Origin of the sequence: Gordonia sp. Swx-4 (assembly GCF_030316175.1) — a bacterium.
Taxonomy (GTDB): domain Bacteria; phylum Actinomycetota; class Actinomycetes; order Mycobacteriales; family Mycobacteriaceae; genus Gordonia; species Gordonia alkanivorans.
This window is the reverse complement of record NZ_CP128197.1, coordinates 554,512-569,064: the sequence shown is the minus strand read 5'-3', so window position 1 is coordinate 569,064 and position 14,553 is coordinate 554,512. Positions and strand designations below refer to the sequence as shown.

Sequence of the window (14,553 nt, the reverse complement as noted above, 5' to 3'; positions counted from 1 at the left end):
GGGCCCCGACCAAACACTCAGCAGGGTACCCGGCGTCGTCTCAGTGCGACTGTCCGGTGACGACGCTCTCGTCGCGCATCGGCCGCTCGCCGGACACCGGCCGGACTTCCGGGCGATGCCTGGTGTGCCCCGACGCGGCGACGGCGAGGCAGGCCAGCGCCGCGACCGCACCGAACGTGAACATCTCGGTGTAGGTGATCGACGTCCACTTCTCGGTGATCCATGCCAGGAGCGCCGGGACGGCGAAGCCCAGGTAGGTCACGCTGTAGAAGACGGCGGTCAGGCCGGCGAGGTCGTCGGGCCCGGCGATGCGCTGCACCTCCAGGAGCCCGGCGATCAGCGCCATGCCGTAGCCGCAACCCAGCAGGGTCGCGGCGATCAGGGACAGCCAGACCGTCAGCACGTGTGCCGCCAGTGCGGCGACGAGCATGCCCGCAACGAGGGTCGTGAGGGCGACAACCACGCCACGCGAGCTCCCCGGAACGTCGATGCGTCGACCCACCGATTGAATGCCGAACCCGGCGCCGAGTCCCAGGACACAGCACAGGGCGGCAAAGGCGATCGGCGCTCCGGAAGTCCGTGCCGACATCAACGCCGGGATGATCGCGTACGCCGACGCCGCGGCGCCGAAGACCCAGGGCGCGACCGGCAGGACGACGAACATGAACCGTCGATGACCGGCGGCCGGGATGCGCAGGTCGTCGATCAGACGGCCCGGCGTCGAACTGCGGAATCGCGTCTCCGGCACGACCGTCAGGAGGGCTCCCGCGCAGACCGCGATCGCGATGTTCACCAGATACGGCAGCACATGCGGCCAGGGGCCCCACTGGGCGAGCACACCGGCGACGCCTGCGCCGACACCGAAGCCGGCAGTGAGGCTCATCGCCGCGCGCCCGGCGCCGACTCCGGCCCGTGCACCGTCGCGGTCGGACAGCTCCTTGATCCAGCTTCCGCCGACCGCCATCGACAGACCGAGTGCGATGCCGCTGCAGATGCGTCCCACGGTCAGCAGGGCCGCCGACTGAGACCCTGCGGCCAACAACACCGAGCCCAGCGCCGCGAACACCGGTGCCGGCAGCATGAGCGGCCGCCGACCGAACCGGTCCGACAGCGGCCCGCCGATCAGGAGGGCGGGCACGATGCCGAGCACGTAGGCGAACAGCAGGGCGTCGACGACGACCGGCGACAGGTCGGTGATCTGCCGGTACATGACCAGCAGCGGGGTGAACTCGTTGCCGCCCCACGCGGCCGCGAAGACGGCCAGCGAGACGGCGGGCCATCCGAAGCGGTTGCGGTTGTCGGTCATGCGGGTTCCCCCGGGAGGTCGTGAACACCGGCGAGGTGCCCCGCCAGGAGGTGGTCGAAACGGTCGGCGTCGGCGGCTTCGATGGCGCCGAGGAGATCGAGGTGATCGGCGAGGATGCGCGCCGCAACCCCGGCGTCACGATGCACCGAGGCGATCGTCATGCGTCGATGCCGCTCGCCCAGCGTCGTGTAGAAGTCGGCGAGGAGCGGATTGTCGCCGGCTGCGGCGATGAGCTGGTGGAACGCGGCGTCGAGCCGGGAGAACTCGGCGACGTCGGTCGCGTCGGCGCGTCGATGGGCGGCGAGGTTGTCGCGGAGTCGCTCGGCCAGCTCGGCGACGGCGGCGGGCCGGGACGTGACCGACCGGACGGCGTGTCCCTCGAGGAGGCGGCGCGCGTCGACGACGTCACGCTTCTCGCGGTCGCCGATCGGCACCACGAGCGCTCCCCGCTTCGGGTAGAGCCGCATCCACCCTTCGGTCTCGAGACGCAGAAAAGCCTCCCGCACGGGAGTGCGGCTCACCGAGCACTTCGAGGCGATCTCGCCCTCGCTGATCAGCTCACCGCCGGCGATCTCGTTTGTGAGAATTCGCTCTTTGACCTCGGCATATACCCGCTCAGCAGCGGATTCAGCAGAGGTATGCAACATAGACACAAGTTGTACCTTACCAATAGGCGATGAGGCTGCGACCTGGGCCGACCCGCCTTCCATGACGATCCCAAGCAGTGAGACACTTAATGTGGCCGTAACGAGCGTCACCTCGCTCGCGGGCCCTGATCGCGTCCGCTGAGCCATCCGCTCTCGCGTCGATGCGGATCTCTACAGCTCGCGGGCAGCGTGGCCGGCGAGACGATGCAACCCGCGTTTCGCGGCATTCAGGAGGACCCGACCGTGACAAGCACGGAGGACACACGTATGGGCGATACCCCGATCACCGAACCGACCATTGCCGATCTGCCGATCACCGACGACGAGATCTTCTTGGCGCATGCCGGCGGCAAGCTGTCCGTCGAACTTCGCGCGCCCATCGACACCCAGCGCGACCTGTCGATCGCCTACACCCCGGGCGTCGCCCAGGTGTCACGCGCGATCGACACCGACGCCACCCTGGTGAACAAGTACACCTGGACCGACCGTCTGGTGGCCGTGGTGAGCGACGGATCGGCTGTGCTCGGCCTCGGTGACATCGGCCCGCGTGCGTCGCTGCCGGTCATGGAGGGCAAGTCCGCACTGTTCCGCAGCTTCGCCGGACTCAACTCGATCCCGATCGTTCTCGACACCAAGGATCCCGACGAGATCGTCGAGACCCTGATCCGTCTGCGTCCGAGCTTCGGCGCGGTCAACCTCGAGGACATCTCGGCACCGCGATGCTTCGAGATCGAGCGCCGCGTCATCGAGGCGCTCGACTGCCCGGTCATGCACGACGACCAGCACGGCACCGCCATCGTGGTCCTCGCCGCCCTGAAGGGCGCCGTGACCCACCTCGGCCGGGACATCACCACCCTGCGGGTCGTCATCTCCGGTGCCGGCGCCGCGGGTGTCGCCTGCGCCAACATCCTGCTCGCGGTCGGCATCACCGACGTCATCGTGCTCGACTCGAAGGGCATCGTCTCCGCCGGCCGCGACGGCCTGAACGAGTCGAAGGCCGAGCTCGCGAGCCGCACCAACCCGCGCGGCCTGACCGGCGGAGCGGTGGAGGCCCTCGACGGCGCCGACGTCTTCATCGGCGTATCGGCCGGCCTGATCCCCGAGGAGATCATCGCGTCGATGAGCGACGACTCGATCGTGTTCGCGCTGTCGAACCCCGATCCGGAGATCCACCCCGAGGCCGCCGCCAAGTACGCGGCCGTCGTCGCGACCGGTCGCAGCGACTTCCCGAATCAGATCAACAACGTGCTCGCCTTCCCGGGCGTGTTCAAGGGCGCACTCGACGCGGGTGCACGCCGGATCAGCGAGGGCATGAAGATCGCTGCAGCAGAGGCGATCTTCTCGGTGGCCGCCGACGACCTGCGGGCCGATCGCATCGTGCCCAGCCCGCTCGACGACCGGGTCGCACCGGCCGTTGCGGCGGCGGTCGCCAAGGCGGCGCAGGACGAGGGCCTCTGCTCGTAAAATTTTGTGTCACAAGCCGGTTCGATCATCTCGATCGAACCGGCTTGTTTCTTTTTCCGCAGGTGTTTCAGTCCCGTTCCTGCCAGGTGCACAAGCAGATCTCGTTGCCCTCGGGGTCGGCGAGAATCCACCACGCCGGTGCGAACTCGTCCGAGAGCAGTTGCCCACCGGCGGTGATCGCCGCTTGCAGTCGTTCGTGCACCTCGTCGTGCGGTAGGCAAAGGTCGAAGTGAATCCGGTTACGTTGCGGGCGAGCTTCATCCATCTGCTGGAACCACACCGACGGCAGCCGCCCGGTCGGGTCGGCGAGTTCGGCGAGTTCCCTGTCATTCCCGTCGGAGTAACCCAGGACTGCCTGCCAGAACGGACGGATCGCACCGATGTCCAGGGCGTCGATCGCGAGTTCGATCGCCGTCACCGGGCCCACGAGTTTCTCGAGCGCCATCTCGGCGGCGATCCCGGTGATCCGGTTGGCCAGCGCCACATCGGCTTCGGTCAGCTGATGCGCGCTGTGTGTCGTGAGAGCGAGATGCACTGACCCGTAACGCAGGTCGATGTCGGGATGATGGTTGGCTTCCTCTGCCGCGTCGACGATCCTGGTCACGAACTCGAGACCCCGCACCATCGAACCGGTGCGGTAGCCGGCCACGAGTTTGTCGGCGACGACGCGCCACGGGTCGGCGACGACCTCGGTGGCCTGCTTGGCGTTGAGCGGTGTGCGCGTGGACCCGGTCATACTGCCCCATGCTGCACCTTCGAGAACTGTTTCGAAAGGGCCCGGTTTCCCAGAGTGCGGCCTGGGTGCCGTTTTCCGGCACTCAGGCCGCACTCTGGAATCGCTGTCAGTGCCGGTTCGACGTAGCTGCCGCGAGTTTCGCGATGGACTCGACCGTTGCAGGCAGGAACCCGCGTCGAGCGCCCTGGTCGAGTGAGGTCCCGGCGCCGAGGACCGGATCGTAATCGAGGCCGATCACCGGGCCGACCGCCCCGGACACCACACCGACGAGCATGTCCGCGAGGCCCGTCTGCTGCTGTACCGGCAGCTGGGAGTCGATCACCACGACGGTGTTCTCGAGTACGCCGGCGCGGTCCCACTCCGTGAAGATCACGCGTGCCCGGTTGAGCAGGTCGGGGCGTGGGCTGATCACGAGGACGGGCGTGAGGTTCGGGACGTCGTCCTCGGCGAGTTCGGGCAGCAGCGTCAGCGGATGCGCCCCGGCGTCGATCACCGGCACTGCTCCCTGCCGCCACACCTCGACGACGGCGTCGGTGACGGCCGCCTCGTCGGGCGGCAGCCACAGGCCCGTGCCCGACGCGGTGCGCAGCAACTCTTCGTTGCCGGTCCCGCGGAGGCGGAGTTCGATGTCGCAGTCGTTGCCGGAGGCATCGACCCACCACGAGAGCAGGCCGAGACCCGACGCGGCGCGATGTTCGGCGAGAAGGGCCGACACGACAGACGTGCCGACCCCGCCGGCAGTTCCACAAACGACGACGGCCCGCTCATCCCAGATCTGCGGGTCGCCGTCGCGAGGTGTTGGAGCAGTCATCGGTCCTTATGGAACCAGAAGGTAGGCGCCGTACCCAATCGACTGAGGCGCGCCCGCCGGGCCATTCGGCGCGCGTCCACGAACAGTGAACGGCACCACGGGAAGAAGTCAGGGAACCAGCATGTAGATCGTCGCCCCATAACCGGCGGGCACCCGAACCTGACTATTAGGCGAGAAACCGCCGAACCCAAGACTGACGGGACCGGATCCCGTGGCAATCTCCCAGACCTTTTTCTCCCCTGGCCTCGGCCCAAACGTTCCGCTTACCCACTTTTCAAGGTTGTACCCGCGCACGCTGGTAAAGAAATTCCCGAAGAGTACCCGACACTTGGGATTTCGTTTCCATCCGGCACCGTCTCCGGTAAAGCCGTGCGATCGCGCCGTCACCCGCACAACTCCACGCTTCTTCGCTGGTGCATCCACCGTCACATTGATCGCACCGCGACACGAGGCATGGTCACCGAACGTTCCGAAGTCGTACCCGGTCGGCGAGACTTGTGGAACCGGTGCGGCCGAGGCCGTCCCAACACCAACCAGACCCATCGCCGCCGCAATAACCCCGGCAAGCGCCACAAGTAACTTCTTCATCGATCTCCCTTCGACTGCCCTTCACGGGCGCGTTGAACGTGTCTTCCTCGCTTGCAATTTCGTTCAGTGCGGACAACACGGTTGCGACCTGGTCGAGTAGCTTTACGCGAAACGGAGCAACTATTACCTGGACAGTTCCCCGGGCCAGAGAACTTCACTCCCCGGAATGGTCTTCTTCAGGTTGTCCGACTGCGCCCTAGTCCAGTCCCGAACGGACTTCTCAGCATGCGGACCGAACACGGCATACGGCGAGCGAGCCTGCTGACCGGACCACTTGTGGACCGAAGACCCGACCTTAACGTCCACATCTCCACGGTTGTTCACGACGTAATCGACTGCCGGAAGACCTGAACGACGAGCGTCCTCCGCCGATAGGTGGAATTCGAACTGGTTCGAGCCGTCGTTCTTCGGCAACGCGTGTCGGGGGCCGTCGTTCTTCCACGGTTCATCCGGATTAGCCCCGGGGTCGCCTGCACCGAGTGAGTACACAAGCAGACCGCCTGCGGTGCCACCAATTGCGAATCCAAGTGCAGCTCCGGCCACGCCAACACCGACGCCTCCGATCGCAGCACCGGCTCCGGCCCCAATCGCCGCGCCCGGACCACCCAAGATGTAGTAGGGAGGCAAGGACCCGACGATCGCACCGGCGACGGCACCGACCCCGGCCCCACCAACAGCACCAACCACCGCCGACGGAATACCCAGCGCAACAGCACCAGCCGTCCCACCGGCCATCACACCGATGATCGTGGCAGCCGCACGACGACTCGCCTCGTCCTCCGGCACACCCACCGAGATCAAACCCTGAGCGATCTTCGCCTCGCCATACGCCGACCACGCATTGATCGAGTTCACATCCCTGTCGGACAGGCCCTTCGGGATGTCGGTGACGAAGTTACCCACACGGATCTTGTCCGGCGGCGGCGCAATCGGACGCACCGGCGGAGCAACCCGCGGCGCAACAGGATTGGTGATCGCCGGCGAATACGGCTGCTGGTAACTCTGCGACAACGACTGGTCATACGACTGATACGGAGCCTCGACCGGCGGACCCGGAATCGAACCCGGACCCGGAACAACAACCGGCTGCACCACCGCATCACCCGGAGCCGGAACACCCGGCGCCACATCCGACGGACTCGTACCACCCTGACCCGGCGCCGAATCCGACGGATCGGTGCCACCCTGCTCCGGAACAGCGAACGCCGCACCCGCACCAGCAGTGATCGACACCGCCACAACAGCAGACGTCACCGACAACAACGGACCACTCGGCGCCCGACGCCTACGATGCCGACCTCGACTCTGGGTCACCGCTGCGCTCCCTCTCCCAGCGAACTTCACTAGTCAACCCGGATTACGGCGCGCCCTACGGAACGAGCACGTAGGCGCCACCGTTGTATCCCTGCCGCACGCGGACGGGACTGTTTACCGAATAGGTCGTCAAACCGATAGACGCGGGACCTGATCCCGTGGCGACTTCCCAAACCTTCTTCGCGCCGCTACGAGGACCGAACGAAGCGGTGACCCACTTCTCCCGACCAAGCCCCGCGGAACCGTTGTAGAGCGTGCTAATTCGCATGCGACAGTTTGGGTTTCGCTTCCACGTTGCCCCATTGCCTGTGAACCCAAGAGAGGTAACGGTCACCCGCACGACACCGCGCTTTTGCGGCGGCGCGTCGACATCGACCCTCAAGACACCATGACAAAAGGAGTGGTCGCCGAACGTCCCGAAGGAAGTCGACGCAGGAAAGTGAGGTATAGGAGAGGCGGACGCCTGCCCCGCCCCGACCAAACTTGCAGTCGCAGCAACTGCAGACGCCGCCGCGGCCACTGCCAATCTTTTCATATCTTCTCTCCGCCTGTCTCTATGCGCTGATTCGTCTCAGGAAGCGTCCGTCAGGCTTCGTGAGGGCCGAACCAATGGCCACCCGAACTACCGTGTGCTTTCCGCCGGCCACAGAACCTCGCTACCCGGAATCGCCTTCTTCACGCTGTCTGATTGCGCCCTGGTCCAGTCTCGAACAGACTTTTCAGCCCCCGGACCTAGAACCGCGTACGGTGCTCGCGCCTCTTCACCTGACCACTTATGGGTTGAAGTCCCGAGCTTGAGATTCACGTTCCCGCGGTGGTTGACCACATAATCGACAGCAGGAAGACCAGAGCGGCGTGCTTCCTCAGGTGAAAGGTGGAACTCGAACTGGCTCGGCCCATCAGCCTCGGGCGCCGCACGCCGAGGCCCGTTCTGTTGCCAGGGTTCATCCGGATCCGCCCCCGGATCACCGGCACCGAGCGAGTACGCGAGGAGACCGCCTGCAGTGCCGCCGAGTGCGAAACCGAGAGCAGCGCCTGCCGCAGCACCGCCAACGCCACCAACTCCCGCGCCGATCAAAGCGCCAACACCAGCCCCGTACGGTGCCTCGACACCGAAAGTAGGGATACCGAGTATGAGTGCCCCTGCGACCGCGCCGACACCTGCACCACCCACGGCTCCGACAACCGCTGCCGGAATACCCAGCGCGACAGCACCAGCCGTGCCACCGGCCATCACACCGATGATCGTGGCAGCAGCACGACGACTCGCCTCGTCCTCCGGCACACCCACCGAGATCAAACCCTGAGCGATCTTCGCCTCGCCATACGCCGACCACGCATTGATCGAGTTCACATCCCTGTCGGACAGGCCCTTCGGGATGTCGGTGACGAAGTTACCCACACGGATCTTGTCCGGCGGCGGCGCAATCGGACGCACCGGCGGAGCAACCCGCGGCGCAACAGGATTGGTGATCGCCGGCGAATACGGCTGCTGGTAACTCTGCGACAACGACTGGTCATACGACTGATACGGAGCCTCGACCGGCGGACCCGGAATCGAACCCGGACCCGGAACAACAACCGGCTGCACCACCGCATCACCCGGAACCGGAGCACCCGGCGCCACATCCGACGGACTCGTACCACCCTGACCCGGCGCCGAATCCGACGGATCGGTGCCACCCTGCTCCGGAACAGCGAACGCCGCACCCGCACCCGCAGTGATCGACACCGCCACAACAGCAGACGTCACCGACAACAACGGACCACTCGGGGTCCGACGCCTACGATGCCGACCTCGGCTCTGGGTCATCTCAGGACTACCTTTCTGCGCCATCTGAATGGCTTTCTGTCTGAACTCATTCGACGGACTTGATGGACTGGATGAAGGTCTGGCCGCCTGTCGTGGACGTGCGGATGACCTGGCGATAGGTGATGGGCGCCGCGTCGGGCTGCAATTCGGTGAGCACCACCGAGTACTCGCCGGGCGCCCGTTCGGTGATCTTCAGACAGTGCCGCGTGCCGATGGGGCGCTGATCGATGTACTGCTGCATCACGTACTCGGAGGCGACTGCACCCGGGGCGGCAACGGCGCGTGCGGCTTTCGCCGAGCGCAGGACGTAGTAGGCGTGGTTGAACGCGCGGATCGCGCCCGGACCGGACTCCTGATCGCCCGTCTCGTCGTCGTTCGACACGGTGGTCCCCGAGCCGATAGGACGCTGCGCGCAGGCCGGGTGACCGACGACGCCCGACGTCGACGGCACCTCAGTCGGTGCCGTGGACGCCGTGGCGTCCGCGGTGACCCCGGGGCGGTCCGAACCGCCACCGGCGAGAGAGATCGAGACAACCACCGTGACCACGATCACAAGGATCGCGGCTGCCGCACCTGCGATTCGCGGTCTCGAACCCAAGAACCGACGCCAGCCGGGAGCCCTGCCGGACATGGTCTTTCGCTTCGCGCGGACCGACTTCTCGGCCTCGGCGAGAAAGGAATCGAGATCGGACGACGGCTTCCCCGGAATCTCGGCAACCGGGGTCTCGAACCTCGGCGCCGAGGGCTCGACGGGCAATGCTGGAGCGTCGAGAACGGCCACTGCGGTGCCGCCGACATCGCCCTGAGCTGCGTCAACGGAACGGAATCGGGCGAGGTGAGCGGCCAGATCGGCCGCCGGCGTGGTACCGGAGGACGGCCACGCGGGCACGTCGGGGAACCACAGGGACTGCGGACGCGGCAGCACCATGAGACCCCCTCCCCCGGCTGGTGATCGTCGTCGTCAGTTGTGCACGCGACGACACGACACCAAAAGGAAGACCCCCCGGGCGCCGGCACTGCCGTCGCTGATCTCGGGTCACCCTACAACAGCTCTCAGCAACATCTCAGACATCCTCCACAGGCATCACCTGCACCGGTTCTGACTGGCTGCGCAGCCGCGGCGCCCTCGCTACCGTCGAAGATGTGCTTCTCACAGCTGCAGTGGCGCGCGGGATCGCCGACGGTTCCGTCGACCTCGCCTTCCGACGTTGGGGACATCCCCGCATCCGACCCGGGTCGAGCTTCATCGCACTGACACACGTCATCGAGGTGACGTCGATGGAGCGCGTCGATCCCGCAAAGATCACCGCGAAACAGGCGCGACGGGCCGGTTACGAGACTGTCGACGACCTGCGGGCGACCCTGTGCGTCAACACCCACAACCCGACCTATCGACTCGGACTCCGATGCATCGGCGAGGACCCGCGCATCGCACTCCGCGCCGATGACGATCTCTCCGACGACGACGTCGCGGACATCCGCTCGCGGCTCGACCGGATGGACACTCGATCCCAGAACGGGCCCTGGACGCATGACATCCTCGCGCTCATCGGCCGGCGGCCCGGCGTCGTGTCCACCGACCTCGCCGCCGAACTCGGCAGGGACCGAGCCGGTTTCAAGAACGACGTCACGAAGCTGAAGAAACTGGGACTGACCGAAAGCCTCGAGGTCGGTTACGCACTCTCACCACGCGGCGTCGAGTTCCTCCGTCGCGACAACACCTAGCCACCGCCGGACATGGCGCGCGCCGGTCGCGAGGTCGTGGCGGTGGGACTGTCGAGTGTCGGATCGTTCACCACGAGCTTCACCCGCGCCTTCGGCAAGACGCCGACCGCGTACCGGGATTCGTTCCCGCCTGCCGCCACGTACGCGCACGTTCCCGCATGCGTGCTCCGCGTCTGTTCACGGCCGGGGCCGGCCAGTCGTGTCGAACGGCCGAAACCGCCGGCCGAAGAGCTCCCGAAGACAGCACCCGGGAAGAAGACCGTCACACCCGTCCGCGCGTAGCTTGATTTCCACCGGAGGGAAACGCAGCCCCGAGGACGTACGGGATCGATGCCGGCTTCCGCGACCCGTCGGGCAACAGCATCCGTCTGACGCAGATGGCGGAAATCCTGGCGTAGGGCGCGAGACCGCCTGTCGCCCTGACGGTCATGGGCGACAATGTCCCCTATGAACCGTCTCCGATCAGGCCTCGCCGCCGCGGCCGCGTTCGCCGCGGCCTGCGTGCTGCTTGCCCCGGGCACCGCGCAGGCCGCGCCCTTCGCCGTCACCACAGATGTGAACAAGGCGATCGCCGAGCACTACCTCAGTCCGGCCACCGAGTCACCCGCCGGCAGCAACCGGTTCGACTGCCGGGATCGGGAAGGACGAGACCCGATCGTTCTGCTGCACGCGACCGCGATGAACCAGAGCGCCAACTGGGCCTACCTCGCTCCGACCCTCGCCAACGCCGGGTACTGCGTCTTCAGCCTCACCTACGGCCAGGCGTCGTGGAGCGGCAACACCGGCGGTCTCGGCAACAAGGAACGGTCTGCGGCGCAGCAGGTCGCGCCGTTCATCGACAAGGTCCTCGCCGCGACCGGCGCCGCCAAGGTCGACCTCATCGGCCATAGCCAAGGCGGAGCGATCGCCCAGCTGGTGACACAGCTTCCCGGCCGCGCCACGCAGGTGGACACCATCATCGCGTTGTCGGCATCGCACCAGGGAACCTCGCGGGTCGGCTCGATCACCGACCGACTCCCGGCCCGGGCTCCCGGCCAGAGCTACTGGGGCCCCCGGCACCCGGCGATCGACTACGTCAACTTCGCGACCCGCTTCGACGAGATCTCCACCCCGTACACGAACACCCTGATGACGCCCGGCCCGAACGTCGTCAACACGCTGATCCAGGACGTGTGCCCGGCGTCGAAGATCGGTCACGTCGGCATGGCCTACTCCCCGACCGTCGCCGCGCTCGTCCGCAACGCCCTCGACCCCGCTCATCGGGTGCCGCTGGTGTGCGGCTCCGACTACCCGCTCTGAGCCCCGAGCGCTCGCCGGAATCGCCAGGTCAGATCAGGTTCGCGAGCCGCAGACAGCGCGCCTGGGCGAAGGTGGCGATTCTGGGCGGGGTCACGTCGAGGCACTCGAATGGAGCCGGTTTTTGTTGCGGGCGATGGACTCGCTAGACTCGTCTGCGCTGCCTCGCGTAGCACGCCGCCCTAGCTCAGTCGGTAGAGCAATTCACTCGTAATGAATAGGTCAGGGGTTCGATTCCCCTGGGCGGCTCCACCAGGATCGTGCGATCTCCGACCCGTACGACGTCCCTCGATCCCCCGGATTCACACCGAGCTTTCATCCGACGGCGAACCGCCTACACCAGCCTCTTAGCGACGCAAAGATAAATGCGTGTCAGGATGTCGGTGTTAATCCATTCGGATGACACATCCCGAGCCCCCCGCTCCTTAGACTCCATCCGACTGTAGGAGGTCAATTGGGGGCACGTCGGGGAGGAAAGCACCGGTCTCAACCGGCGCGAACCGCCACATCTTCTCGTAGACCATCGCGCGCGACAACCACTTCGCTGACGCTCAGCGCGTTGTCTCTCGGCACCGTCGTGCCGATCGCCGTCGCGTCGACGAACGTCACCGCCGTCGTCGAATCCCTCATCGATCGCGAGATCGTGCGGGAGGCCACGCAGCACGACAACACCAGCGACATCTTCACCGACCTGCCCGACAGCACGATCATGGTCGTCACCCCCGGGACCAATGACACCACGCTGATCCCGCGCAACCTTCCGTACGTCGGCCACCGGCAGACCCTGATCGTGAACTACCCCGAGTCCTTCGGACCCGTCATCGCCGGCCGCTCGAACACGCTCGCACCGTTCGCTCCGGGCTACGACGAGTCCAAAGAGCATGCGATGAACCAGAACCTGGCCGTGATGGCCGCGTTCGTCGACATGGGTGAGGACCGCCCGTTCGTCGTCTACACCGGTTTTTCGCAGGGCGCCGACGCGCTCGGCGACGCCGCCGAGGATCCTCGGGCCTACGACAACGACTTCCTCGTTCCGGGCAAGGACATGGTCGTCCTGGTCGCCGACCCGCGGAGCCCATGGGGCATCAAGGCCTGGCTCGACACGATGCCGTGGCTGAAACCGTTCGTGGCGGTCGCCGGGATCGACGCCAACGGCGCCCGCGACCCGGAAGCCACCGGCAAGATCAAGATCGTGTCGGTGATCGTCGTCGGCGACCCGGTCAGCAACTTCCAGTGGGTGGCGTACCGCCCCGTCACGTCGCTCGTCGTCAACGCGGCCGGGTTCCTCACCATCCACTCGGGCAACGGACCGCACACCTACGGCGACGTCGAGCGTCTGGGCGACCCGACCGAATACACCAGCGGCAACACAACATACCTCGTGTACGACGCGGCACATCCCCTGGCACTACTGGCGGCAACCGTCTACGACACACTCGGAATCGCCTACGACAAGGACGATCTCGCCCGCTGGGATGAACTCGCCGAGGCCTACTACCCGACCCAGGCACCCAATCCCGACACCGCGGCGGTGCCGGTCACGGCCGCGGATTCGGTGAAGCAGGACCAGCACGGCGACGGATATACCGTCACCGTGCCGTCCGAGGTGGCGACCGGCGCGGAGAAGCCGGAAGGTCCGCCGGACACCCGGGGAATCGTCCCGGTCGGCGCCGTACCGCCTGTTGTAGACGAGACTCCCACGGATGATCGTGCGTCCGTTGATGATCGCGACGAGCGCGAGTCTGGTACCGAAACTCCCGGCGATCGACCCGACGACTCGGACAAGCCAGATTCCCAGGAATCGGATTCGGATGCGGGTCCGGACTCCGGCGACGGCGGAGCTGGCGATTCCAACTCGTCGACCGGTGGTGACGACTCACCGAGCAGCAGTTCCAGCAACGATCGGGAAAAGTCCGACTCCGCCGAAACAAGTTCGGCCGGTGGGGATTCGGCGGACCACGAGGCCGCCTGATCCCCCACCGACCGTGGGACTAGCTGGAGCCGAACAGATTTCCCAGGCTTCCGTTGCCCGAGTCGCCGCCGCCGTTGTCACCACCGCCGTTATCGCCACCGCCGTTGTCACCGCCGCCGTTGTCGCCACCGCCGTTGTCACCACCGCCGTTGTCACCACCGCCGTTGTCACCACCGCCGTTGTCGGCCGGCTTGCCGGTGCCGGTGACCTTGTACACCTGCGCGAGGCCGTTGATCGTCAGGCCGGTGATCGGATCAGGCGTCGTGCATTCCTGGTAGATCGCGTACGACGTGTCGGACCGGTTCGAGACCCAGGTGCCGGTCGCCGACGAGTCCTTGGCGACGGACTGGCCGGACCACACGATCCTCAGCGCCCCGGCGGCCGCGTCGGCCCGGGCATTGTCGAGCACCGTGGACTCGATACCTGAGGCGATGATCGCGTTGACGGCGGCGACGCGCAGACCGAGCTGAGTCTCCTTGCTCGCGTCGTGGATGGACAGCCAGCAGGTGGCCGTCTTCGACGTCTCATTGCCCACGTTCACTGTCAGCGTGCCGTTGGTGAGCGACTGGGTGTGCGGGTACGACGACGGCAACAGCAGTGCCGCCGACGCCTCTCCGCTTCCGGTGAATGCCACCGCGGCGCCGGCCGCCATTCCGATTCCCGTCAGTGCCAAGCGTGAAAACCGCATCTGATCCCTTTCCTACGCATGATTCATTGCCCCACAACATGTGTCGTCGGGTGAGCCCGACGAATCGACGACGTCGGGGAACTGTTTGTTCTGGTTCAAGCGGGCACGACGATGTGCCCAGAGCCGCAACATGACCGGCGCGCGAGTCACCACGCCGAATCGACGGTGAGCCGACGAGCCCCGCCCGCCTCCC

General features: G+C 66.3%; 13 protein-coding genes, 1 tRNA gene and 2 pseudogenes. 7 read left to right on the top strand and 9 right to left on the bottom strand.

Annotated elements, in window-relative coordinates; translation table 11 throughout:
- Window positions 1-40 precede the first annotated feature (40 nt).
- The gene (locus tag PWF70_RS02590) at window positions 41-1,306 is read right to left on the bottom strand and encodes an MFS transporter (protein WP_035755283.1); all 1,266 of its coding nucleotides are present in this window, start codon (window positions 1,304-1,306) and stop codon (window positions 41-43) included.
- Complete coding sequence (locus tag PWF70_RS02585; RefSeq protein ID WP_035755285.1) at window positions 1,303-1,953, bottom strand: GntR family transcriptional regulator; 651 nt, start codon at window positions 1,951-1,953, stop codon at window positions 1,303-1,305. Before PWF70_RS02585 ends, PWF70_RS02590 begins: the two co-directional genes overlap by 4 nt.
- 267 nt (window positions 1,954-2,220) lie before the next feature.
- Between PWF70_RS02585 and PWF70_RS02580 the strand changes: the two genes are divergently transcribed.
- The gene (locus PWF70_RS02580) at window positions 2,221-3,417 is read left to right on the top strand and encodes an NAD(P)-dependent malic enzyme (protein ID WP_006356930.1); all 1,197 of its coding nucleotides are present in this window, start codon (window positions 2,221-2,223) and stop codon (window positions 3,415-3,417) included.
- A gap of 67 nt (window positions 3,418-3,484) precedes the next feature.
- On the opposite strand, the gene PWF70_RS02575 is transcribed toward PWF70_RS02580, so the two are convergent.
- The 6 genes from PWF70_RS02575 to PWF70_RS02545 all read right to left on the bottom strand — a co-directional run bounded on the left by PWF70_RS02575 (window position 3,485) and on the right by PWF70_RS02545 (window position 9,607).
- A complete protein-coding gene (locus PWF70_RS02575) occupies window positions 3,485-4,153 on the bottom strand; it encodes a 4a-hydroxytetrahydrobiopterin dehydratase (RefSeq protein ID WP_035755287.1) in 669 nt (222 codons plus the stop codon).
- Window positions 4,154-4,259: 106 nt separating this feature from the next.
- Window positions 4,260-4,964 carry a hypothetical protein gene (locus PWF70_RS02570; RefSeq protein ID WP_035755290.1) on the bottom strand — a complete coding sequence of 235 codons (705 nt, stop codon included), beginning with the start codon at window positions 4,962-4,964 and terminating at the stop codon, window positions 4,260-4,262.
- A 108-nt stretch (window positions 4,965-5,072) separates the two neighbouring features.
- Window positions 5,073-5,552 carry an enoyl-CoA hydratase gene (locus PWF70_RS02565; protein ID WP_081724865.1) on the bottom strand — a complete coding sequence of 160 codons (480 nt, stop codon included), beginning with the start codon at window positions 5,550-5,552 and terminating at the stop codon, window positions 5,073-5,075.
- A 123-nt stretch (window positions 5,553-5,675) separates the two neighbouring features.
- On the bottom strand, window positions 5,676-6,806 hold the full coding sequence (locus PWF70_RS02560; RefSeq protein ID WP_286352823.1) for a hypothetical protein: 1,131 nt from the start codon (window positions 6,804-6,806) through the stop codon (window positions 5,676-5,678).
- A gap of 682 nt (window positions 6,807-7,488) precedes the next feature.
- Complete coding sequence (locus PWF70_RS02550) at window positions 7,489-8,604, bottom strand: hypothetical protein (RefSeq protein WP_155225678.1); 1,116 nt, start codon at window positions 8,602-8,604, stop codon at window positions 7,489-7,491.
- 121 nt (window positions 8,605-8,725) lie between these two features.
- On the bottom strand, window positions 8,726-9,607 hold the full coding sequence (locus PWF70_RS02545; protein WP_035754760.1) for a DUF8176 domain-containing protein: 882 nt from the start codon (window positions 9,605-9,607) through the stop codon (window positions 8,726-8,728).
- Window positions 9,608-9,822: 215 nt separating this feature from the next.
- On the opposite strand from PWF70_RS02545, the gene PWF70_RS02540 reads away from it, so the two are divergent.
- From PWF70_RS02540 to PWF70_RS02515, 6 genes and pseudogenes are all read left to right on the top strand, one after another.
- Window positions 9,823-10,404: an ASCH domain-containing protein gene (locus tag PWF70_RS02540; RefSeq protein ID WP_035754758.1), complete on the top strand. Its 582-nt coding sequence runs from the start codon at window positions 9,823-9,825 to the stop codon at window positions 10,402-10,404.
- A 36-nt stretch (window positions 10,405-10,440) separates the two neighbouring features.
- A pseudogene (locus PWF70_RS02535) lies at window positions 10,441-10,686 on the top strand (AraC family transcriptional regulator); the annotation flags it as partial.
- 32 nt (window positions 10,687-10,718) lie between these two features.
- A pseudogene (locus PWF70_RS02530) lies at window positions 10,719-10,802 on the top strand (VOC family protein); the annotation flags it as partial.
- Window positions 10,803-10,851: 49 nt separating this feature from the next.
- The gene (locus PWF70_RS02525; RefSeq protein ID WP_075863599.1) at window positions 10,852-11,703 is read left to right on the top strand and encodes an esterase/lipase family protein; all 852 of its coding nucleotides are present in this window, start codon (window positions 10,852-10,854) and stop codon (window positions 11,701-11,703) included.
- A 173-nt stretch (window positions 11,704-11,876) separates the two neighbouring features.
- A tRNA-Thr gene (locus PWF70_RS02520) sits at window positions 11,877-11,952 on the top strand.
- Between the two features lie 307 nt (window positions 11,953-12,259).
- On the top strand, window positions 12,260-13,672 hold the full coding sequence (locus tag PWF70_RS02515) for a hypothetical protein (protein ID WP_035754756.1): 1,413 nt from the start codon (window positions 12,260-12,262) through the stop codon (window positions 13,670-13,672).
- Window positions 13,673-13,691: 19 nt separating this feature from the next.
- On the opposite strand, the gene PWF70_RS02510 is transcribed toward PWF70_RS02515, so the two are convergent.
- On the bottom strand, window positions 13,692-14,360 hold the full coding sequence (locus PWF70_RS02510) for a hypothetical protein (RefSeq protein ID WP_035754754.1): 669 nt from the start codon (window positions 14,358-14,360) through the stop codon (window positions 13,692-13,694).
- Window positions 14,361-14,553: the final 193 nt, after the last annotated feature.